This is a genomic window from Chryseobacterium sp. KCF3-3 (assembly GCF_045865955.1).
Taxonomy (GTDB): domain Bacteria; phylum Bacteroidota; class Bacteroidia; order Flavobacteriales; family Weeksellaceae; genus Chryseobacterium.
The window spans coordinates 5,068,223-5,092,440 of sequence record NZ_AP035792.1 but is presented as its reverse complement, the minus strand read 5'-3'; the positions used below and the strand labels follow the sequence as shown (position 1 = coordinate 5,092,440).

The 24,218-nt window shown below is 36.8% G+C and carries 16 protein-coding genes; 10 read left to right on the top strand and 6 right to left on the bottom strand.

The window, feature by feature from the left end; all coding sequences use genetic code 11:
* Nucleotides 1-22: 22 nt before the first annotated feature.
* The 8 genes from ACKTTZ_RS22720 to ACKTTZ_RS22685 all read left to right on the top strand — a co-directional run bounded on the left by ACKTTZ_RS22720 (nucleotide 23) and on the right by ACKTTZ_RS22685 (nucleotide 6,793).
* Nucleotides 23-874 (top strand): SDR family oxidoreductase, encoded by an 852-nt coding sequence (locus ACKTTZ_RS22720; protein WP_407846680.1) that lies wholly within the window; start codon nucleotides 23-25, stop codon nucleotides 872-874.
* 175 nt (nucleotides 875-1,049) lie between these two features.
* On the top strand, nucleotides 1,050-1,982 hold the full coding sequence (locus tag ACKTTZ_RS22715; protein ID WP_034696582.1) for an AraC family transcriptional regulator: 933 nt from the start codon (nucleotides 1,050-1,052) through the stop codon (nucleotides 1,980-1,982).
* 96 nt (nucleotides 1,983-2,078) lie between these two features.
* Nucleotides 2,079-2,819, top strand: a complete 741-nt coding sequence (locus ACKTTZ_RS22710; protein ID WP_253317373.1) for an SDR family oxidoreductase — start codon at nucleotides 2,079-2,081, stop codon at nucleotides 2,817-2,819.
* A gap of 21 nt (nucleotides 2,820-2,840) precedes the next feature.
* Nucleotides 2,841-3,326, top strand: a complete 486-nt coding sequence (locus ACKTTZ_RS22705; RefSeq protein WP_034696578.1) for a DUF1097 domain-containing protein — start codon at nucleotides 2,841-2,843, stop codon at nucleotides 3,324-3,326.
* 33 nt (nucleotides 3,327-3,359) lie between these two features.
* Entirely contained in the window at nucleotides 3,360-4,112 is a 753-nt protein-coding gene (locus ACKTTZ_RS22700) for an SDR family oxidoreductase (RefSeq protein ID WP_034696576.1), read from the top strand.
* A 111-nt stretch (nucleotides 4,113-4,223) separates the two neighbouring features.
* Entirely contained in the window at nucleotides 4,224-4,547 is a 324-nt protein-coding gene (locus ACKTTZ_RS22695) for a nuclear transport factor 2 family protein (RefSeq protein WP_051934375.1), read from the top strand.
* 136 nt (nucleotides 4,548-4,683) lie between these two features.
* Nucleotides 4,684-5,559: a helix-turn-helix transcriptional regulator gene (locus ACKTTZ_RS22690; RefSeq protein WP_034696572.1), complete on the top strand. Its 876-nt coding sequence runs from the start codon at nucleotides 4,684-4,686 to the stop codon at nucleotides 5,557-5,559.
* 67 nt (nucleotides 5,560-5,626) lie between these two features.
* The gene (locus ACKTTZ_RS22685) at nucleotides 5,627-6,793 is read left to right on the top strand and encodes an iron-containing alcohol dehydrogenase (RefSeq protein WP_407846679.1); all 1,167 of its coding nucleotides are present in this window, start codon (nucleotides 5,627-5,629) and stop codon (nucleotides 6,791-6,793) included.
* Between the two features lie 67 nt (nucleotides 6,794-6,860).
* Here ACKTTZ_RS22685 and ACKTTZ_RS22680 read toward each other — a convergent pair whose 3' ends face one another.
* Together ACKTTZ_RS22680 and ACKTTZ_RS22675 are read right to left on the bottom strand one after the other, a co-directional pair.
* Nucleotides 6,861-8,096 carry a PKD domain-containing protein gene (locus ACKTTZ_RS22680; protein ID WP_407846678.1) on the bottom strand — a complete coding sequence of 412 codons (1,236 nt, stop codon included), beginning with the start codon at nucleotides 8,094-8,096 and terminating at the stop codon, nucleotides 6,861-6,863.
* A 362-nt stretch (nucleotides 8,097-8,458) separates the two neighbouring features.
* The gene (locus tag ACKTTZ_RS22675) at nucleotides 8,459-11,464 is read right to left on the bottom strand and encodes a reprolysin-like metallopeptidase (RefSeq protein WP_407846677.1); all 3,006 of its coding nucleotides are present in this window, start codon (nucleotides 11,462-11,464) and stop codon (nucleotides 8,459-8,461) included.
* Nucleotides 11,465-11,658: 194 nt separating this feature from the next.
* On the opposite strand from ACKTTZ_RS22675, the gene ACKTTZ_RS22670 reads away from it, so the two are divergent.
* Nucleotides 11,659-13,098 (top strand): LuxR C-terminal-related transcriptional regulator, encoded by a 1,440-nt coding sequence (locus ACKTTZ_RS22670; protein ID WP_253317369.1) that lies wholly within the window; start codon nucleotides 11,659-11,661, stop codon nucleotides 13,096-13,098.
* A gap of 174 nt (nucleotides 13,099-13,272) precedes the next feature.
* On the opposite strand, the gene ACKTTZ_RS22665 is transcribed toward ACKTTZ_RS22670, so the two are convergent.
* Nucleotides 13,273-13,995 carry a T9SS type A sorting domain-containing protein gene (locus ACKTTZ_RS22665; RefSeq protein ID WP_407846676.1) on the bottom strand — a complete coding sequence of 241 codons (723 nt, stop codon included), beginning with the start codon at nucleotides 13,993-13,995 and terminating at the stop codon, nucleotides 13,273-13,275.
* A 238-nt stretch (nucleotides 13,996-14,233) separates the two neighbouring features.
* Here ACKTTZ_RS22665 and ACKTTZ_RS22660 point away from each other — a divergent pair, with 238 nt between their 5' ends.
* A complete protein-coding gene (locus ACKTTZ_RS22660; RefSeq protein ID WP_407846675.1) occupies nucleotides 14,234-15,652 on the top strand; it encodes a hypothetical protein in 1,419 nt (472 codons plus the stop codon).
* Nucleotides 15,653-15,738: 86 nt separating this feature from the next.
* On the opposite strand, the gene ACKTTZ_RS22655 is transcribed toward ACKTTZ_RS22660, so the two are convergent.
* The 3 genes from ACKTTZ_RS22655 to ACKTTZ_RS22645 are packed head-to-tail and all read right to left on the bottom strand — an operon-like array spanning nucleotide 15,739 to nucleotide 23,585.
* A complete protein-coding gene (locus tag ACKTTZ_RS22655) occupies nucleotides 15,739-16,176 on the bottom strand; it encodes a hypothetical protein (protein ID WP_253317367.1) in 438 nt (145 codons plus the stop codon).
* A gap of 27 nt (nucleotides 16,177-16,203) precedes the next feature.
* Nucleotides 16,204-19,026: a T9SS type B sorting domain-containing protein gene (locus tag ACKTTZ_RS22650; RefSeq protein ID WP_407846674.1), complete on the bottom strand. Its 2,823-nt coding sequence runs from the start codon at nucleotides 19,024-19,026 to the stop codon at nucleotides 16,204-16,206.
* Between the two features lie 50 nt (nucleotides 19,027-19,076).
* Nucleotides 19,077-23,585 carry a fibronectin type III domain-containing protein gene (locus ACKTTZ_RS22645; RefSeq protein ID WP_407846673.1) on the bottom strand — a complete coding sequence of 1,503 codons (4,509 nt, stop codon included), beginning with the start codon at nucleotides 23,583-23,585 and terminating at the stop codon, nucleotides 19,077-19,079.
* Between the last annotated feature and the right edge of the window lie 633 nt (nucleotides 23,586-24,218).

Below are 24,218 nucleotides of genomic sequence, written 5' to 3'. Positions count from 1 at the left end.
TAAAAAGAGACGAACAAAAAGAATGAAAAAAGTAATCTTAATTACAGGTTCAAGTACCGGTTTTGGTGCATTAATGGTAAAAACATTTAACAAAGAAGGTCATATCGTCATAGCTACGATGCGAAATACTACTGGAAGTAACGCAGAACATGCAAAAAATCTGAATACGCTGGAGAAGACAGAAGTAGTAGATATGGATATCACAGATGATCAGTCTGTAAAAAAAGCTGTTGCTTTAGTATATGAAAAGTATGGCAGAATTGATGTTTTGATTAATAATGCAGGAATATATGGAGCAGGAGTTCTTGAATCTTATTCAATACCACAGATCCAGAAGCTCTTTGATGTGAATGTTTGGGGAACATTGAGAGTGAATAATGAAGTTTTACCTATTATGAGAGCTGCAAAAGATGGTCTTATCATCACCATTTCCAGTCAGGTAGGCCGAATTTCACTTCCATTACAGTCTGCTTATAATTCTACAAAATTTGCATTGGAAGGCCTTATAGAAGGTTCGTATGAAGAGCTGATAGGGCAGGGAATAGAGTCCGTACTGCTTGAGCCGGGAGGATTCATGACGGAAATTATCGGTAAGGCACATGTTAATGGAGACCGTGAGGGCATTCAGGAATCTTATGGTACTGCGGTGGTGGATATCAGTCAGAAAATTCAGACCGTATTTGGTAAACTCTTTATGGAATCAGCTCCGGATCCACAAATCATTGCAGATGGAGCCCTTAAACTGGTCAATACAGAAAAAGGGAAAAGACCACTTCGTACACCACTAGATCCTCTTTCCAATGGAGTAGATAAAGAATACAATCTGATTACAGAACAGGTAAAACAAAAGTGGATAGAAGCTTATGGTTTATAAAATATAAGCTTAAATCATTGTAATCCATACATCCCATAGAAAAGGAAAAGTACTTATACATAGGTACTTTTCCTTTTGTATTTTGAAGATACAGAGAATAAATAAACGCTATTTATTGAAATTTAAATGAAGACAAGCTCAATTTAATTTCTAAATTTGCCCGAAATTGAATGCAATGCCCAACGGTAATCTGAATGTGCACACTTTGCGCGAACTTTATCAGCAACTGGGACTTCCTGTGGATTATCTGGAGGAAGAATCCGGGTTTACCATTCATTATCTGGAAGAAACATTCCAGGATTTGCCGTTTCGGTCAGAACCTTTTCGTCCTAACTACTTCAGTTTTTTGTTTATTAAAAGTGCATTTGGGCATTATACAATCGATGATCAGAGATTCGAAGTAACTTCAGATACAGTTTACTTTACCAACCCCGGCAATTACAGGATTTTCGAATGGGAAAAACTAAGACATACGTGTCTGATTACCTTCGGGGAAGGATTTTTGAAGGAATACGTGCATGAAGAGGTCTATAATGACTTCTCTTTTCTTTTATCAGAAGTAGTTTCACCCCGTGTTTTGACTCCTGACCAGTTTAGCCAGATTGAAGAATTATATGCTTTGATTCATAAAGAATATAAAGGACATTCATTATATAAAAACAAAATTATCGGTGCTCTTGTGATTGCGCTGCTGCTGAAAATTAAAGAATATTTCTTTCAGGACTATAATCCTATTTATGAAGGCAATCGCAGTTCACGGATTGTAAAAAACTTCAAACAAAATATTGAGCAGCATTTCAGAGATCTGATCAGTGGAAAGACCAATACCCAGTTCAGGGTTCAGGATTATGCGGATCTGCAGGCTCTCCATGTTAATTATTTATCAAGCGTTATCAGCAGCAAAACCGGAAAAACAATCACTTCATGGATTGCTGATAAAGCAATTACCGAAGCAAAAGTAATGCTTCAGGACGAAACCCTCAGCATCAAAGAAATTGCAGCCCGTTTAGGTTTTCTTGAAACATCCCATTTCAGCAATTACTTCAAAAAAAATACTTCAATCAGTCCTGCAGAATATAGAAAGCAGTACTTTGGAAAGCAATCTTAGAAATTTGCAACATCTCCTATCATTCTTGTACGTTACTGAGGAGCGTAATGTATCAACTTTGTCCTATCAAATTAACATTGATAAAAACAAAGTAATATGAGTACATTAAACAACAAAGTAATCCTTGTGACCGGAGCGTCAAGAGGAATCGGAGCTGAAATAGCTCAACAGTTAGCTTCAGCGGGAGCAAAAGTAATCGTTAACTACGCAGGCGGAAAAGATGCCGCAGAACAGGTTGTCGCTTCTATAAAAGATAAAGGAGGTGATGCTATTGCAATCCAGGCAGATGTAAGTAATTCAGAAGCTGTAAAGCAATTATTTGATCAGGCGATCAGCCATTATGGAAAAATCGATGTATTGGTTAATAATGCAGGAATCATGATTACCAAGCTGATCAAAGATACTACTGATGAAGACTTTTCACGCCAGTTCGACATCAATGTAAGAGGAACATTTAACACTTTAAGAGAAGCAGCAACTCAACTTGCTGACAACGGAAGTATTATTAATTTCTCTTCAACGACTACGAGAGTAATGATGCCAACGTATGGAACTTATGTAGCTACCAAAGGAGCTGTAGAACAGCTAACCCGAGTATTCGCTAAAGAAGTGGGCAGCAGAGGAATTAATGTCAACGCAATACTTCCGGGACCTACCAATACGGCATTATTTACTGACGGAAAGCCTCAGGAAGTAATAGACAGACTGGCTTCTTTAAATGCTTTTAACCGTCTGGGAGAACCAGCTGATATCGCCAAAATTGTTGTCTTTCTTGCAGGCGATGATGCCAAATGGATCAGTGGACAAACCATTGGAGCCAATGGTGCAATGGCGTAATATCAAAATTCTATTACAATTATGAAGACTTTACCAATAGCAGTTGCTTTCGGATTTTTCGGAGCGGTTGCCGTTACTGTTTCTTTTTCGATGCAGTGGCCTACATGGGTGATGTTTGTAGCATGGGTCAGTTTCTATATTTTCGGTAAAAAGATAGAAACCTCACTTTGGGCGCTTTTACAGATTATGTTGGGAATGATAATGGCGATTCTCATACAGATCACTGCAGGCGGATTGCATCAGTTGATTGGAGGATTAGGCTTTCCTTTGGCTGTTTTCCTGTACATCGGATCATTAGCCTACTTTGCGGGAACAAAAAAACTGAACAACATCCCTGCCTGGTTTCTGGGCTTAATCATTCTGTTCGGAGTTCATCCTCCATTAGAACCATTGCCTGTATTCAATTTATTAATACCCATCTTAGCAGGATTTGTATTTGCCTGGCTGAACAATAAGGTGGTTGAAATCCTCCATGAAAGACAGACATCAAAACCAGATATTCAATAATAACAATTACAATCATTATTAAAAATTAAAAAAATGAATTCATTACAAAATAAAGTAGCCATTATTACTGGCTCAGGAAGAGGTTTAGGGAAGGCTATTGCAGAACGTTATGCTGCTTTAGGGGCCAATGTCGTATTAAATTATTCACGTGATAAAGCATCCACAGATGAGGTAGAAAGCAATATCAAAGCCATGGGAAGAAAGGTTATTTCTATAAAGGCAGATGTGAGCAAAGTATCTGAAATACACTATCTTTTTGATGAAGCAAAAAAAGCTTTCGGGAAAATAGATATCGTTGTTGCCAATGCCGGAATTGAAATGGTGGAAACCCCTGTAACACAGTTTACAGAAGAACAGTTCGACAGACTTTTCTCTATCAATACCAAAGGTGCTTATTTTACCATGCAGCAGGCGGCTTTGAATGTAGAAGACAATGGACGCATCATTTATGTAGCATCCAGTACCACAGCTTTTCCTGTGCCGGGTATGGCAGTATATGGAGGAAGCAAAACCACTCCAAGGTATCTGGTAGATGTATTATCAAAAGAAATTGGACATCGTGGAGTAACGGTCAATACAATCATTCCTTTTGCGGTAGATCATTCAGGGATTTTTGCGGAAGAGGGAAGTTATCCTGAATTGAGAAAATCACTGATTGACAGTTGTCCCATGGGAAGGCTGGCAGAAGTAGAAGATGTTGCCAATATTGCAGAATTCTTTGCCAGTGATCTTTCTTCATTTGTGAACGGGCAGCATTTGCTGGTCAACGGTGGAGCTAATCAATAACATAATAGGATGAATATCTTAAAATCATTATGCATTATATTGATCATGACCTGCAGTCTGAGTGCCTGCGGACAACGATATAAAGGTCACCCACATAAAAAAATAAAGAGCATGGACACTTCAAAAATAAAAAACACTATCGTAAAACAGGCTGTAGAAGCTTTTCAGGCAAGTGATATTAAAAAATGGACTTCTCTTTTTGCTGAAGATGCTGTATTGCTGGACGACGGTAATCCCAGAAATCTGAAAGAATTTTCAACGCACGCCATCACTATTGAAAACTTTGTAAGCATTGATAAAGTTGAGGATAATGGAAACTCAGTTTATGGAGCATTTCATAGTGATGAATACGGTGATTTTAAAACGTATTTTAAATTTCACTTTAACAGAGAAGGGAAAATCAATAAGCTTGAGATAGGACAGGCAGATTATTAATAGCTGAATTATAAAACAGAAACTCTCAATTACTGCGAGTTTCTGCTGTTTTTGATGGTCCTGGTTATATTCTTGAGGTGCATTTAATAGTTGATATCCCTTTTTTAATCCTACATTTGCTGGGGTAAAAGGAACTATGAAGAAACTGGAGATTAAGAAAAATATTCAGAAACTGGAAGATAAAAATCTATCTTTCCGGGTTTTTGATTTGAATAAAGACCATTTGGCCCAATATGCAAAACCCCACAAAAAAGACCATTTTTGTATTTTTATTGTAGAACAGGGAAAACTTCAGGTTTGTATTGAAGATAAAATGCATTGGATGAAAGCTGGGAAAATCTCTGTGATATTTCCGGAACAGGTACACTTTGTGGCAGATTCCGGCGAAGATCTTATCGGCAAGATTATTTTGTTTGAAGAAATATTGTTTTGTTCCGATATTCTGAAAAATGAACTGAGTACCTATAATGTTAATCTTTCTACACACCTGAACTGTACGATACTTTCACGTGAAGACTTTGAACAGAGCTTACACAACATTTCAATCATTAAAGAGATTTACGAACAGCCAACCCTTATCAAGAAAGAACAGGCCAGATTTTATATTAAAATTATTCTACTTGGGCTTATTGAATCTATTCACGGGCTGCATCCTGTTTTACATGAAAAAACAGCAGATCAACCCATGTATGTAAGATTTAAAAAGCTGTTGAATGAACATTATAAACAACACAGAACTGTTCAGTATTATGCAGAAGAATTGGCTATGACCACCAAAAAATTAAACGCTATCACCAAAAAGCATTGTGGAGAGACGGCTATTCAGGCCATACATAATCGTATTTTAACGGAAATTAAACGTCAGCTGATGTTTTCAGACCTTTCCCATAAGGAAATTGCTTTCGATTTAGGTTTTAATTCGCCTTCTGCCCTCAATAAATTTGTAAAAGCAAAACTCAAAGAAACACCCACCGAACTCCAACAGGAACTGGCGCAAATGTATAACGCATAGTCTCGTTTGTATAACAGGGCTTGTGAAGGCTTGTCTAATTTTGTATCATTAAAATCAGATAAGAAAAATGAGCAAATTATTTATTGCAGGCGAAGTCTTCCATGGTGCGGGAAGTCTTGATGAATTAAAAAATATCAAAGGAAAAAAAGCTGTTATTGTAACAGGAGGAAGTTCCATGAGAAAAAGCGGAACTCTTGATAAAGCCATTGCTTACCTTAATGAAGCCGGAATTGAAACACAGATTTTCGAAGGAGTAGAAGAAGACCCTTCATCAGCAACCTGTCTGAAAGGTGCAGAAGTAATGAATACTTTTCAACCAGATTGGATTATTGGTTTAGGAGGATGTTCCGCCATTGATGCTGCGAAAATCATGTGGGTGTTTTACGAATATCCTGAGGTGGAATTTGATGCTTTGATTAAACCTTTCACAGTTCCGGTTTTGAGAAATAAAGCTAAATTTATTGCCATTCCTTCTACCAGTGGTACAGGAACTGAAACTACCGGGCTGGCAGTGATTACTGATAGAGAAAAAGGGGTAAAATATCCTGTGGTTTCCTACGAATTGACACCGGATATTGCTATTATCGACGGAGAAATCTGTGCTTCAATGCCAGCACATGTAACTTCCAATACAGGGCTTGATGCTCTGACACATTGTGTAGAGGCTTATGTTTCCAATATTGATAACAATATCGCAGATGCTTTATCTAAAGGTGGTTTAGAGATTGTTTTTGATAATCTTAAAGAAGCGGTAGAAAACCCAAATAATATCCAGGCTCGCCAGAATATGCATGATGCCTCATTTATGGCTGGTTTAGCCTTCAACAATGCATGGTTGGGTATTGTTCACTCTCTTTCTCATCAGGTAGGAGCGTTATATGGAATTCCTCATGGTGCATCAAATGCTATTTTCCTTCCGAATGTCATCCGTTATAATGCTGTGGCTACAGAACGTTATCCTGATCTGGCAAGAGTAATAGGTAAAGAAACTACAGAAGAATTGGCTCAGGCTATTGAAACTTTACGTTCTGAAGTCAACAATCAGTCAGCGATCAAAGACTTCGGAATCTCAAGGGAAGATTGGGATAAAAATCTTGATTATATTGCCAGCAATGCTTTGGCAGATCCTTGTACAGGGTTCAATCCAAGAGTACCTGTTTTGGAGGAACTGAAAGCAATTTACAATGCATGCTATGAAGGTGTTGTATATACAGAAGAGATAGTTGCAGGGTAGTCCTGGTCATCTGATCATCTGATGATACAATAAAAAAAGAGAACTCATTTGAGTTCTCTTTTCGCAGTTATTTAACCATAATCTTAATACTTTCTCTATGATCGTTTTCATAAAGAATACTGATCATATAAGCACCTTTACTATAAGTTGAAAAATCTAATTTTATATCATAAGCGTCAAGGTTTTTCCAGTCAAAAAGCTTTCTTTGAGCCATATCATAAACCATAATGTCCTTTATTTTCTGTTTACTTTTAAGGTAACAGAAATCTTTCACAGGATTAGGGTAAAATGTAAGCTCAGGCTGTACATTCATATCCGCAGTTCCCAGAGAACCAATAGTAATTGTTTTACTGAAAGTTTCCGCACAGGAATTTCTGATGACAGTAAGCGAGACAGTATAAGTTCCTGGCGCAGTATATTGATGAACAGGGTTCAAGGAAGAATCTGTGGTTCCATCTCCAAAATTCCAGGATTGCGAAGTGTAATTGGCGGAATGATTGGTGAAATTAACAGTCGTCCCATTAATTCCAGCAATAAAATCCGAATGAAGATGAAACACATTGCTGTTCCATTGTGCCGTATTATTAAAGAAAACCTGATCTGCTATGTTCTGAAAATTTTCAGCAGTGTTTTGAGTAAGTCCGTTATAAAAAGTAGAAGGGAATACATGATCCTGAAAAATCGCAGAATACATAGAAGCTGCAACAAGGTAACTTCCTTTGGGTCCTGGATGAATATCATTATAAGATCCGTGAAGAGCCAGATCCTGATTAGAACTGTAATATTGTCTTGCAGATTCTCCGGCAGGAACCATTTCTACTTGCATCAGGTTAGACATCTTCGTAATGGAATCCTTTATTTTCTGCTGAAAAGTGAAATAGGTATTGTATTCATTCGCAGAGGGTACTCCATAGGGAATTTCATACAGAAATATCTTGGAACAAGGACTGTATTTACGAATGGAATCTCTGATCTTGCGGCCTCGTTCAGCCGTTACTGTAACAGGATAAGAATGGCCTGCAGATTCACCTGTTCCGGGTTGCATAATGACATATTTATAGTTTTTAGATCTTATTTTTTGATACAATGAAGGATCATCCACATGATTTACAAATCCGGTTCCGCCCGGAGTATGTGTCGTTATGGAAACATTTTTACCTTTTGAAGCTGCAATATTTTTAAAGATTTCAGGCATGTCATTAAAATACGTCACACTGTTTCCGATAAACAGAACTTCATCGGATTGGCAGAATGATAAGACTGAAAAACCAGTGCATATCAGAAAAAGTAGTTTTTTTATCATAATAGTATGTTTTTTTGAGAGTTATTTTAAAAAAGGTACCTGCAGAAAACCACTTCTAATGCAGGTACACAATACAAACGATGATTAAAAAATGTTTTTTTATCAATATAAGGCTATATTCTTTTCTTGATCTGTTTTTATTATAAAATTTTTGAAAAGTACCTGCAGAAAGCCCAATCTATACTGCAGGTACAGTATTTAAAAAAATTAAAAAATGTGTTTAATGAAGTAATAATATATATTTATGATGTATCTTGATTTATAATGAGTGGCTGATTGGGCTGTACTGTTTTAAAAAATGTTGAAAAAAGTACCTGCAGGCATCACGAATAACCTTACAGGTACACGGTACTAATTATTAACTATTTCTTGATTAATTTCGTATTGTAAGTAGTCTTGTCATCCTTTACAGTGATCACATACATTCCTTTAATCAATGCAGCAACATTGATTCTCTGGCCCTCCAATTTCCCTTCCTGAACAAGTCTTCCGTCTGCGCTGTAGATTTTGTAATCTGCTTTCCCTTTAAGGTTTTTCACTTCTACAAATGTATCCGCAGGATTAGGGTAGATTTCAAGATCAGATGATGACTGAACAGATTCTTTAACCCCAAGTGCAGCATTGATCTTTACAGAGAAATCCCATACTGAACCACTAGAATAAACACCTCCTCCGTTCACATTTACGAAAGGGCTTGCACATGCATCAGCTGAAGCATTGAAAAAACCACTGGCTACTCTCATTCTTAATGTTTTGTCTCCATTGTAAGCATTAGCCGGAACAGCAAAAGCAAAGTTACTCTGATGCCTTTTGTTGGCATTAGGAATTGCTCCGTTGATTCCTATTCTTTCGGTGTTTTCAAATACCCCATTTCTGTTATAATCAATCCAGACTTGTATCCAATCCTGATAGTTACCTCCTGCGCGGTTGGCATAAACAACATAATTCAAATTATACTGAGCTCCCTGAGTAAGCTGGATCAGTTTGGCAGGATCTTCCGAATAATCTTTATACGCATGCTGAACAGTGGTTCCATTAGCTGTTACATCTACATTAGCTACAGTTACTCTTAGAATTCCACTGAAATTATCAGAATTAAGTGTATTTCCTCCCGTAGTCATCAGACAGTAGTCATATCCGGTACGTAATCCTTTTGTTTTGAAAGTAGAAACAGGAGAGAATGCTCCTGCAACATTATTGATAACTGACGCAACACGAACTTCGTATGATGTTTCATCTTCCAGATTATTCAATAATACAGAATTTACTGTACTGGAAGCGTTAGACCAGTTTGCAGTTCCCACTTTTCTGTAATTTACAGAATAGGTTGCTCCCGGTACATGATTCCAGGAAATAGTTGCTGAGGTTTTAAGTATATCATTTTCAAAGGCAGCAATTCCTGTTGGAGGATTGTTTAAAGCAGCAGGAGCAGTTCCTACAGCCAGAGTAGGAGATACCGCATAAAATATATTTCCGACTGCTGAAATTCTCAGTTTAATATTTCCCTGTAATGCAGCAGGCATCTGTATATCAAAACTACCGTCGTTAGGCGTTGAAGCAATTAGTTCTGTCCATGCAGAGCCATTAACAAGATCGGTTGTATATTCAATCTTTACATTGGCAACATTATAAGGAGCCTGATTGGTATTGGCAACATCCCATAGAATAGTGTTGGAAGCATTATTATACAGAGCAGAAGAAGCATTGAATCCTTTGAACTTGAAAGGTCCGTCATTTCCAACTGTAACTGTGTTTTCTGCTGAAATAGTCAATGGTCGGTTTGCATTGTTATCACGAACAGATACAGCGTAATGTAAAACTCTTGGGATATATGAAACGGTTTCCCAGGTTTCTTTATTGGTTAATTTGCCGCTCATCACAATAGGAAGGCTTGGAAAATATCTTCTGCCAGAGGCAACCGCTGAAAAAGAACGGGTAAGAGATCCCTCAGGATTAAAGCCCCAGCCACTGTCTCCTGAAATAGAGTTTGTAGATCCAACGCTGTCATATTGCTCCCAGTTATAGGTTAGCTGATCTCCATTAGCATCTACAGCATTGGCATCCAGATAGTAGGCTGTTCCTTTAGGAATATGATAAGAAACAAGAGGAGTGATGGCAGGAGCATTATTGTTAGCGATATTTTCAGCTGCTCCACATCCCACTTTAGCTTCAAGATTTGTAAGGATTTGATTGATAGATGAGTAATGGAAATAAGCATCACTGTTCATCTGTACGTTGTTGGCAGTGATTCCGGCATAGGCCATAATAGTTGTTCCTCCTCCTGGTTCTACATTCACACCTGAGCCCTCTGTAACAGTAGAGAAGGTATGGTTTCCTCCAAGCTGATGCCCCATTTCATGAGCTACGTAATCAATATCAAATGTGTCTCCCACAGGATTCTGATTTTGTGTAAACGCAGAACCTTTACCCAATGGTTCTGCTACGGTTGGGTTGGTACATATACAGCCTATACAGCCTGCATTTCCATTTCCACCAGCTGCATTAAAGACGTGTCCGATGTCATAATTGGCATTACCTACCTGGGCAGTTAAGGTTTGTTGCAGCTGGCCATTTAAATCATCTGTATAAGGATCATTAGCAGCATCTGCATAGATGATAGCAGGGAAATTTTGGATGTTCAAATGGATGGCAAATTCTTTTTCAAAAACACCATTGACACGGGTCATAGTAGCATTCATCTGGGCAAGAGCTCCGGCAGCCCCTCCAAAAAGTGTTGTGTATTCTCCTGTTGCAGACAGAGCAAGTCTATAGGTTCTGTACATGGATGCAGCAGGCCTTCCGGTAATATTGATTCCTGGAAGTTTGTTTTTTCCGCTCTTTTTTAAAGATGTAATATCCAGTTCTTTTTTTCCTTCCATCCCACAGCTAAAACCATGTTCAGAATCTGTTCTCTGAGTTTTATAGAATACTCCGTAAGTCTTTTTATCTGTTGTGATAGGTTCTATAAACTGAAAAATTCCATCTTTAATGATCATGGACTGCATGTCCGTAGGTGAAGTACTGAATCTTACATATTTGGAAGGATCATCAATTCCTACTCCTACATAGGACCCCAATCCATATTTTTCAGCCAGTGATTTTTCCATTACAGGATTGCTGTACACGGCAAACTTTTCAATAGTTCCTTCTGCAGTTGGCAGCTGGATGGTAACTGCTTTTGCATTAGCTCCGGTTTCTTCAGCATTTTTTAATAACTGTATCAATGCGTTAATATCAGTTTTGTAAGCAAACTTGATTTTAACCTCTCTTCTGATATCAGATGTTTTCTGTGAAGATGGTTCCCATCTTTGAGCATTGGAAAGACAGAAACCTGATATCAAAAATAATGATAATAGAGTTTTTCTCATTTTAAAAATTAGGTATTTAATAGTGGTATTCGAAAAATGAATATAAAATTCGAGTATTCAAAAGTAATTGCTAATTTTGTAATTCAAACGATGTTTGCTTGCGGTTTTGTCATGTGTAGTATGTAATACGTATGTATTTTAAGCAAATCGGTAATAACGTAGTGTTAATATTGTATTAATAGTTTGATAGAGTTATGGTAAAAAAGCTGACTATTTTCTTCTTTTTGATTTCTTCTTTTTTTTATTCACAGCATACGGAAGAAGAACTAAAGAATATTCTTTTTGATATCAATTTTTCTACTGCTGGACCTAAAGAAATAAAAAAAATTGATAGCCTTATTGAGATATGCAAAAAAAACTCTTATAATGATTGTGTTGCATTAGGATATCTCAAGATTGCTAATATCTATAATAGGAATAGTGATATGAAGAGGTCTTTTTATTATACTGATAAGGTGGAAAAAGAAAACCTCATTAATTCCCACACTGACTTCGAAGTTATATTTTATCTTCATTTACAGAGATCTTTATTATATCAGAAATTGGGTGAAAGAATTACTGCCCTAAAACAATTGGATGAAATCTATGATGAGACTATAAAAAAAGATAATGCTTATTTTATTTATCTGATCAATTGGCAATACGCCGGCATATATAATGAAATAAATAAGAAGGAACTGGCGTTAAAATATTATAAGAAAGCTTATGTATATTCCAAAATATATAGAGAAAATAAAGGAAATCGTTATAGAATTGATAAAAATAGGTTGAGTAATAGTTACAAAACTTCTGCTTATCTGGGAGGAATGTATGTGGAATTAAATAAAACAGACTCTGCAAAAATTTATATTGATGAAGCCCTTCAGAATGAAAAAAAGATAGACGAAATAGGCATTAGATATATTACCTCTTTGTATGCTGCAAAGTATTTTAAATCCATTAAAGATTATTCCAAGACTCAATATTATCTATGGAAATGCAAAAATATTGCTCACAATTATTATAAAAGTGAAAATTATCAGATCGCTGTTGCAGAAGAACTTAAGTCACTGTATGAGGGCCTGGGACAAAAAGACAGTATTAGCTACTATTCTAATTGGCTGTTGGAAATAAAATCTTTAAACCGGGAACAAAACCAAACATTGAATGATTCTGTGGATAAGCAGAATGAATTAGAAAATAAAAATCAAAAAAAACAGACCAATGAACTTTTTTTCATATTATCAGCCAGTGTGATAGTATGTATTTTTTTCATATTTCTTTTTCTCTATTACTACAAGAAGCATAAAAGTAAGAATTTGGATAAAATTGATATACCTCATCAATTGCCTGTTGAGGAGAGCCTCTTTAAGGAAATTATACAGCTTGCTAAAGAAAATAATTCTGAATTTTTACCCCGTTTCAATGAATATTGTCCCCGTTTTTCAGAAGAATTGCTGAAAATTTCTCCTTTAAAGATGTCAGAAATAAGGTTCTGTGCTTACATCTACCTGAATTTTTCTACCAAAGAAATTGCAGACTATACATTTACTTCAGTAAGAACTGTACAGACCAAAAAATATAATTTAAGAAAAAAGCTCAATATTCCTACTGATATGGATATCTATGTATGGTTTTCAAAATTATTGAAATAGCATATGTAAATATCAATAAAAAAACAGAAGCTATGTCATATATGAAATAGCCTCTGTGCAAGTATAATGTGTTTTGAACTTTCCAGTTTAAAAGTGCCTGCAGAAAATAACACAAACCTGCAGGCAGAAGATATCCTAAATATTAAAAACTATTTTCTGATTCTGAAAAAAGTGCTATTTCTTAATTGTTTTAATCGTTTTTGTAGTTCCGTCTGTCATTTTTAAAGTAACAAGATATAATCCCGTTTTTAAATCATTCAGATACAACTGAGATGAAGGTTTTTCAATTGTTTTAACCAACTTTCCTAAAGCATCAATAACTGTAATTGATTTGACTTTTGAGATGTCTGAAATATTCAGAACATCATTAAAAGGATTAGGTGATACGGTTATGTCTTTTTTGTTATTCAAAGTTTCATGAGTAGCCAAGATTGTATTATCATAGGCGGAAACCTGAAATTCTCCATTACCTGTAAACGAACTATATTTCCAAACACTCACATATAAAATGGCTCCGGGAGTTTGACCGTTTAATGTGATCTTTGAAAAAAAATCTTCCCCATCATCATCGTCACAAGCAATTTCTGTTAAAGAATTACAGTCTCCGCTATAAACAGTAAGTACGGAATCATCAAATGGCGAATTTGAAACTGACAGGGTTTCTAAGGTTAAATTTCCGCTAGCCGGAACTGCTACTTTAAACCAGACATTTTCTACTGCGTCCGAATTGCAAACAGGTAATGCATTGTCTGTAGTGGCGCCCGTATTACTGGAAGTAATTGCTCCTGAAGTAAAATCTGTTCCAACAGTCATTTGGGCGGCTCCGGAGCAGTTGTCATTCTGTGCTTTTGCCAATATTGTCATAAACAGAAATAAGTGAAGTAGTAAATTTTTCATATTCATATTAAAGTGTTTTAATGTTTTTTGAATGTTATTTATTTTCGGGATTGTATTTAAATATTGAAATAATTTTCGGTCAAAAATAATTGTTAATTATGTATCATAAGTGATTGATAATTGTGTTTTGTGTATGTTGTGTATGTGATACGTATGTATTTTGTTTATAATTGTTTTGTTATAGTATTAATATTGCATGAAATAGTATGTGGTAATTATGTTAAAAAAACTAAGCTTTGTGCTTTTTTTAATTTCTTCTCTTTTTTATGCACAACAAACTGAAGAAGAGCTCAAGAATATTCTCTATGATATTGAATTTTGTACCTCCGGTTCAAAAGAAATAGTGAAAATTGAAAATATTATTACCATCTGCCGAATGAATTCCTACCAGGATTGTATTGCATTAGGATATCTTAAAATGGCCAATATTTATAATAAAAATGGTGATGTTAAAAAAGCATTTTATTATATCGATAAAGTAGAAAAAGAGAATTTAATCAATGAAAAAAAAGATTTTGAAATTGTTTTATACTTTAATCTGATAAAATCTATGCTTTATTATGGGGTGGGAGAAAGGGTCAAAGCCTTACAGCAAATGGATGAGGTGTATGAAAAAATCATGGAGCAGAAAAATGCGTATTATACCTATCTGATCAATTGGCAGTATGCAGGTTTTTATAATGAAATGGGTAAGACCGAAAAGGCATTAAAGAAGATTAAAATTGCCTATCAATATTCCAAAATATACAGAGAAAATAAAAATAATCAATATAAAATACATAAAACCCAATTAGCCTGGAGTTATAAGGCTACTCCTTATTTGGCAGCAGTGTATGTTGATTTGGGCAAGTTTGATTCTGCAAAGATCTATGTGCAGGAATCATTGGCAGATTTAAAAAAAACAAATGATAAAGGTGTCTTATACTTTACCCTATTTCATGCTGCAAAATACTACAGAACAATAAAAGACTTTAAAAATGTACAGCATTACCTCTGGATCTGTAAAAAAATTGCCAATAACCACTTTAAGAATGAGGCTTATCGAAAACCTGTAGCTAATGAGCTGAAAAGCCTGTATGAAGAAATGAAAGAAAAAGATAGTGCAGCTTTCTATGTGAATGAACTTTTGAATATTCAAACTGCCGGAGAAAAGCAAAATGATGAGTTAAAAGATATCATAGATAAAAAAGAAGATATTGAAGATAAAAAAGAGAAGAAATTCTCACAAAGACTAGGATGGATATTATTGGGAAGCATTGTAATAGGTGTTTTGTTTATATTCCTTTTTGGGAATTATTATAGAAAATATAAAAGTAGAAATCCTGATACAATTGATATGCTTTATCTGACACCGGTACAGGAGTGCATTTTTAATGAGGTTATACAGCTTGCTAAAGAAAATAATGCTGAATTCTTAACCCGTTTCAATGAATATTCTCCCCGTTTTACTGAAGAGCTCCTGAAGGTTTCTCCTTTGAAAATCTCGGAAATAAGATTCAGTGCTTACATTTATCTTAATTTCTCTACCAAAGAAATTGCTGAATATACCCACACTTCAGTAAGAACTGTTCAAACCAAAAAATACAATCTGCGAAAAAAACTGGATATTCCGGGTAATATGGATATTTATGTCTGGTTTTCAAAACTATTGAAATAAAGATTACGAATATTGTGAAAAACAAAAGAGACTATTTCATTTCGAAATAGCCTCTGCTTTTAAATTAATTTCCGTCAAAACGGGCATTAATTTCTTATGGTTGAAATATGGATGTTTTTCTGTCCGTTGGAATCTATAAGCTCAATGTTACTGATCATATCATTATAGACCAGAGTTGTGGTATCATTAAACTGATATCCTTCAATAAAAACAGGTCTGTCTTTGGGCAGATTGTTCTGCTCATTCAGCATTTCCAGAGATAAACTATCGGGAAAACCTGCATTTTTTTTAAACTTGATTTCTATTAAACCGTTGTCAGCCAGATAATCAAACTTCTTTAAATGAGAAGGTAAATTAGCTTTGGTTTTAAAAATAATCGTCTTTTCAATGCTGTTTTTATAAAGATCAAACATACTGGAAGTTCCGATGACATTATTGTACACAGCAAACCTTATATTACTGTTTTTTTGAGCAAAAAGTACTGCGGAAAATAACATAAGGAAAATATATAATAGCTTTTTCATACTTAAAATAGAGGTTTAAAAGTTTGATTAATTTCTGTTTTTTACCATAATCCATCCCGTATATTTTATAGGAGTCTGTTTTCTGTTGGTCTCATTCCAGCCCATATCAAACCAGTAGTTTCCGGTAGATACTTTCTTGCCGCCAATGCTGCCATCCCATTGATAGCTGTTTAATTTGCCTCCTTCGTGAATTTTACTTCCGTATCGGTCATAAATACTGAATGTGAAATTAGGCTTCCCCGCCAAAGCAGAATAGTCCAGTACATCATTTATTCCATCACCATTAGGCGTAATGATATTAATAAGATTAGGAACTGTGATTTCTACCTCTACAGGAGTACAGTTATAACTGTCTTTTACATAAAAAGTATTGCTTCCTCGCGGAACATTGGTAAATACATTTTCATTCTGCCAGCTGATATTATCCATTGAATACTGATAAGGTGCTGTGCCTCCAATGACAGCCAGGGTAACTGAATTATTACTGATGTTAATGTCCGAAATAACAGGATTTTCTGATGGATAAACCTTTACGGTTTGTCTGGTAGTACATTCTCTGGTTTTCAGATCTACCCAATAAGTTCCTACTCCCACATTGCTGATGGATGGGGTTGTTGCTCCCGTACTCCATAGATAAGAAGTATATCCGGGGCCGGCATCCAGTGTGGTGGTATTTTCCATACAGATAATTTTATCCTTTAGTACCTCTGAATAGGTAGGAGGGATAACGGTAAGCGTTACTTCTGCAATTCTGTAACATCCGTTGGCATTACTTACTTTAATATAAACCACTCCGTCTGGTGCGGTATAATTAGCTGGAGTCAGAATTTCATTGGTTCCGCTATTGGCATCAGCAGGAGAAGGATAATATTGTTTAATAGTTCCTGGCTGTACATTCACTCCTGCTGAGGTTAAATTAAATATGCCAAGGACAGGATTAGAAGGTTCAAAACATGATCTTAAGGCAGCATCTTTAACAATTGGACTTTCAGAAACCGTTAAGGTTAATGTGACCTGTTCACAATCTGTAAAGTCAGGATTGTTTCCACAAAACTTATAAACGATGGTGTCTGTACCCATATAACCGAAATTAGGAACATAAGTAATTACTCCTGCCGGATCAATGGTTGCTGTACCGTTTGCCGGAGGTGTAAGAATAGTTACTGTACTAGGAACATAGTTTTGAGTAGAATTGGTAAACTGAGGGACTATAGCCTGATAGCCTTCGCAGACAGTCATTGCTTTGGTAGACTCTTCAAGACATGTAAACACTTTGTAAACCGGAGTGATGGCCGGAGTACATGATCCTACTGCAATTTTTATGGTATAGTTTCCGGAAACCAGTGGTGTATACGTATTGGCGTTAGCTCCTGTAATTGGGTTTCCATTCAAATACCACTGATAGGTATCATAGCTGTCATCCACTTCCAAAACAATACCAGGAATACATTCTCCGGTCTGTTTGGTAATCAAAGGAATAGAAGAGAACCCGGCAAAATATCCTCCATATCCGGAAGTGCTGTATCCTCCGTTAATCCCTGCGGTTACAGCTTTATCCGAAATAACCGTTACATTTCCGGTGATAGAAGGGATGGCATACGTCACCCAGCTGTTATTACCTGTTAAAGGAAAAGGCCCTTCTGAAGCGAGAGGCTGAGCTCCGTTTACGGTTACATTGGCTCCGGCTTCAGTTAAAATATTGAGTTTTACTACAGTTCCGTTCGGGACAGTGCTTGTTGTTCCTGTTCCGGTTGGCATTTCGTTGATTTTTCCAATCTCGTCAATTTTTCGTGGTAAAAAACAGTTCAATGGCGGAATGTAGTTGTATCCACATGTAGCACTGCTGTTATTTACTGAAACCAATTGATACAGATAAACATTTTTTGAAGTCGTTATAAACATATTAAAATGTCCGGAATTTCCCTGCTGAACATAATTGTTTCCTGTGATCCTGTAAAAATCACCACTGTTGATCGTTGCAATAGGCGTAGTAGAACCATTAATGAATACCTGGGTATGGTCTTCCGTTCCAATAATGATACCTCCTTCCAGATCATCAGTGGAAGATCTGGTTCTTACCATGGCAAAAGTGCTTCCAAGCCTTTCTGTAGGGACAGATTGGTCAAGGATGGCATCAGAGCCCGATCCTGTATTATTTCCAAAATTTCCATTGACATTTCCGTTGGTAAGCGTAATGGGTTTGTCAGAAACAATTTTAGCTCCAATAAAAGCAGATTGGTTCTGGCCACCTGTTCCCGGTCCACCTGCAAAAATAAAAGACTGTCCTTTATTAAGAGTGATCGTCTGTGTATTAGTAGCTGGTGCTGCTCCAAAAAAGGTTATATTTCCATTCCAGGTTGCTGTCACTACAGTATTGTTTTCGGTTGCCAGTATTCCTGCTGTGAAGTTATAACCACTCAGTGATGATGTTGTAGGGGTTCCGGCCACATAAAATTCCTTTCCTATTCCAGCTTTTCCTTTACTTGTTATAATTTCTGCGTGCGTTGTGTTGCTTACTATTCTTAATGAACAGTAGAACGGCTTTGTCCCTTGTACATGTAACCCTTTAGTGATAACACTATAAGCGTCTGATGTAACATTGGCTGCGATAACGGCAATGGGTACAACAAAGGTTTGCGGGGCATTTTTGCTGATTGTGACAGTGCCAATCGGAGTATTGTTATTGTTAATTGTAACAACAAAAGGGGTGGCAGAGTCAGTAGAAAGGTATAATGCCTGTGTATAACTTGTAGAAGCATAATAAGGTGCAAACCAATGGTCTGTATCCCTTTGAGCCGAAATAGGAATGCCCATTAGGATAAATAATAAACTGAATATAATGTTTTTCATGAATTACAGAATTTTGATTCTAAAAATTGAAATTTCATTGACAAAAGAGATTAAGATTCTTTAATAAACTTCTTCTGAACGGTTATTCCTCCATCTTCTATCTCGATCATATACATTCCATGGATAAGATTGCTCACATCAATAGCATTGTTCAGGATGATTCCACTTGATATCAATCTTCCGGCAGCACTGTAAATTTTATATTGAGCTTTGAAACTTATATTTTTTACATACAACACGGAGCTTACCGGGTTGGGATAAATGTGGATATCTGCTTGATTAAGAGAATTTGGTACAGGTTGTTTTGAAATTCTGACCGTATAATCTTCCACCTCACCGTCTTTGAAATTCGTACAGTTCACAGGAATACCATCCTTCTGTAAAGCAACTCTCATGACTACATATTTATAATCTGTCATACTTATGAAGGCATTGTCAGGAACAGAGAAAGTAGTACTTGCTGTTGGGTTTCCATTAGGTCCGTCTGCCAGAATTCTTTCATTGATGTCAAATTCTCCGTTTCTGTTGAAATCGATCCAGACTGCAACACCAGCGTTAGTTCCTGAACTTAAAGTCTTATCAATAGTAATCTGATTACCTTTTGATCCCTGAATTAAATCAATAAACTTTAAAGGATTTCCTGTGAAATTTGAATAAGTAGAGGCAAGAGATTCATTAATCATTTCCTTATTACCATTAGGTTTCACAGTCACCTTTGAAATAAATTCTGTTGTAGAATTGGCTGCTGACATCGGGCAGTAGATGACGGTTGGAGTTGTGAAATAATACAGTTTTGTAAAATTTCCCGGTACTCCGTTACAGATATTGGCTACCTGCATTTCGTATTTAGTGAGTTCCAGCAAACCAGTGATGGTGTAGGTATTTGTAGGAACCACAACCTCTGTCCAGCTCGGAATACCTACTTTTCTGTACTTCAGTATATAAGTAGCTCCCGGAAAAGGATCCCATACAACTTCTGCCGTTGTTGGCATAATCTGAGTAATCATAAGCCCTGGAGGAGGAATTTCACATATTCTTTCTGTGGTAAATATTTTTGGGTTAGACCACGGATTGGCAGTTGTTTCTCCATTACAGATATTGGCTACCTGTACTTCATATGTTTTAAATGAATCAAGATTTGGAATCGTATATGAATTTGCCGGTGGTTGAGGGATCGTTGGTGTATTCCACGGGCCAGCGCCTACTTCCCGCCATCTTAAAATATAAGAGGCACTTGGAACAACCGGATTCCAGGTGATTAAGGCTGAGTTTGATGTTACATTACTTATCGTTACAAATGGTGGAGTAGGATCACATCTTGTTGTAAATGTTTTTATTGGTGTATAAACTCCGATTCCTGTGCTGCCACAAACTGCTGCAATTCTTACCTCATAAGTAGTAGCAGGAGTTAAAGCATTGATTGTTACAGGCGGGTTTCCTCCTAAAACAGACAGGTTTAAAGTGGTCCATGCAGAAACAGGTGTTGTAATGGGTCTGTATTCCAGAACAAACGCATTATTGTTGGCTGCAGCAGTCCAGTTTATATTGACAGAATTATGTGTGATATTGGTAAATACAGGATTTCCCGGTGTTGTATTATTACAAGGTCTTAATCTTACAGCATAATCTTCTACCTCTCCATTGGCTGCATCTGCACACATTACAGGAGCGCTGGTTCGTTTCAGTACTACTCTCATCGTAGTGGTTAGTGGGCCTGTATAAACTCCTGTTGCAGGAACATTAAAAGTTGCCGTTATTGGAGTTGTGGTGCTGGCAGCAGAAGTCATTACTTTTTCAGCATCTGTGAAAACTCCGTCTCTGTCCCAATCGATCCATGCATTTATAGCATCGGCATATTGTGTTCCTACCCAGCCTTTAGAAACAGCTAATTGATTTCCCTGAGAACCGATCTCCAGATTAATAAGAGTAGCTGGTGTCGTATAGCTGATGTAGTTCGTTTGAACTGAGGTGTTGTCTATTGCCGGGAAGTTAACAGGGGTAACTTTCACATTAGAAATATAATCGTTTGTTCCTGTTCCGGTCATGCTACAATATGTTAATGGTGGAGTTGTAAAACTTATACTTGGAGAAAATGCTCCCTGGTTTCCATTACAGATTGTGGCAATTTGTACCTGATATCCGGTCTGCTCGGTAAGTCCCGTTATGGTATAAAAGCTTTGTCCTGCAGGAAGAGTTTGTCCTGTTGCAGATGGAAGCCATGCTCCTGTACTTCCTTGTCTCCATCTGATAACATAAGTAGCATTAGCCGTAGGAATCCATGACACATACGCAGAATTATGAGTAAGGTTATTCACTGCAATAGTAGTAGGAGCAGCTGTAGTACAAGGCTGAAGATCAATGAACTTTACGTAATAATCTTCCACCTCTCCATTACTTGTTAAAGGTCCGCAGGCGTTGGCCGGAGTGAGAGAATATACAATGACACGCATTTTTACTTTACTTGTTCCCAGATAAGCATTTGCAGGAACATCAAAAGTAGCAGTAACAGGAGTTGTGCTGGAATAGCCAAGATTCATAATTCTTTCTCCACCAGCAGTGGTTGTTGGGTTGTTATCAAAAATACCATCACCGTTAAAATCTATCCATGCATTGGTAGAATAGGTTCCTGATATAATTGATCTTCCTACAGATAATGTATTGTTAACTGAATTTCTCAGGAGTGTAATGGTCTTTGTAGGATCTGTAGAATAATCTGTATATGTTGTTGGCCCTGAATTATTACTTGTTAAAGGTACATTGGTACCCATCATCGTAATGTTATTAATGTAACCGTTCGTAACTGTTGCTGGAGCAGCATTACAGTAGGTGAGTGCAGGTGTTGTAAAACTGATAGGGGTAGAAAATGTCCCTTGCGTTCCACAAATGGTTGCGATCTCTACCTCGTATTGAGTCTGCTCAGTTAAAGAGGTAAGCGTTACACTATTAGTAAAAGGAGTTGTTACATTAATCGTTTGCCATGTAAGGGAAGGAGGTATTCTGTATCTTACAACATAGGTGGCATTGGCTGTTGCAGTCCAGGTAACATTGGCTGAGGTAGCTGTAATATTATTTACGGCAATATTGGATGGAGGCGTATTTGTACAACTTGGTAACGTTGTACCTGTCAGTTGTAACCTCGGTAATACAGCATATCTGCTTGTTGCAGTAGGAAGATTTGCCGGATCCGGATTGGTAGTAGAATTGTAATAAATCATCCCACGGTTATTTCCTGCAGAATAACTTCCCCAGTTGGCGGTACATGATGTTCCTGTTGAATTTTCATCAACACCGATCACGACATTGCTGACACCATCCCATAAGAATGGTGTACTTAAAGGAATTTCAACCCACGTACCTGCTACCATTGTTGGTAAAGTTCCAGAATATACCTGTGTTAAAGATGGGGTAGGGATCCAGCTTGAAGTGGTTGCAAAATCTGCTTGTGAGGTGTTTCCCATATATACTACCCATTGATTATAATTAGCTTGGGTAGCTGCAGTTGTGGAAACAAAAAATCTGATGGCTGTTATATAATTATTCGTTCCGACAGCGGCTCCAATCTCTGTAGCCATATAAATCTGCTGGGAATAATTAAAGCCTGAGCAGGAATAAACAGGTAGAAAGGCATGAGTGGCAGTACCTCCACCAATTTGTCCTGGTGTAAAAGGATTACCTGCTACCCATTGTGATTTATCCGTTGCAGAACAGACAGATCTTATCCACCAGTAATAAGTAGCACCCGAAGTAAGAGAGCTGATATTAGCACTCGTTCCGGGATTGGGTGTGCCTGGTGTTGCGGCTGCAGGAGGAGTACTGTTTGTACTGTAGTAATATTCATATCCATTGGCTGGAGCTGGTGGCGGTGCAAGAGGAGCAGTCCAGTTCAGTGTTGCAGAAGTAGGTGCAATATTAGACGCAGACAAAGTAACAGGTTCAAAACATGTAGGAGCTTGTATTACCTGAACTTCATCTAACAATACATCATCATAAAAATCACCATTTCCGGCTACATCTTTATCAACGGTAAATTTTAACTGAATGGTTGATCCAACATAACTTGCTGCCAAAGGAACGCCAACAGTTCTCCATTCAGGAGAATTGGTGTCACCGGACCAGACTTGTACCCATCCGGAACCACTATTTACAGCAAGTTTCAGCTGATTGTTGTCGGCAGCAGGCACTGTGCCATTGAGTGCAGTCAAATGATCCTTAAACCATTCAAATTTGATATAAGGATTCGTTAATCCGGCTAAGTTGATTTGAGGGCTTATCAGTTCAACGGTGTGTTCCCCTGCATAAGGGGAAGATGCATCAACCCATGCAAAAGTTCCGGCAGGTTTACCTCCGTTTCCGGTGGCTCCATATCCGGCTGATCCGGAAAATTTCCATTTAACATTAGCGTTCGTTGAGGTTGAAGAAGGGTTCTGGCTGGTCCAGCATGCTGGTAGTGCACCACTGCTGAATGACTGTGAAAAAGGCACAGGAACGGGAGAACAGGTTTGCCCCCGGGCATGCGCAAAAATCATTAAAAATAAGATAACGGGTAGAATTTTTCTCATATAGTTTCATTTTAAATTAGAGTCTGTTATTCAATTTACTTAAGCGCTCTTTTGAAAAGTACACGTGCTTTTCTATGGGATTCGTTTCAGAAACTCATAGAAAAACTCTGTTTTCAATTCACAGAGACGATAAGTGGGTTAAAGCATATCACTGTACTTCCACATCACCTCTTTAACAAAAGTGATTAATGGATAAACAGGAAAAATAGTAGAATACTAAGCGAGTGGGAATAATTTCGGTTGCAGATGAGTGGGGTTTAATATTTTTTATGAAAAATTCACTTTACTGCGTATAAGTTGTTATAGTTTTTAATTTTTTTTGGTGTCTTTCATTTTTATATGGTTCTCTTTGATTAGTTTTTATTGTTATGGCTTGGGTAAAATTAATTTATTAAAAATTGAATGTTACTATACTTTCGTATAGTTTTTAAATCAAAGTTTGATGAATTAATAAGAGACTGATCCTCTAAAAATGCTTTCAAAACAGAAAAAATATAAGTTTCCTTTTAAAAATAATGATTTATATATATCTTTCTTTCATTCTTTTGCTTTTTTAATTTCCGTACAAAGTGGAAAAATATAATTTTCAAGGTATTAAAAATGTAATAAAATGAAGCTGTGTAGATTTTTTTA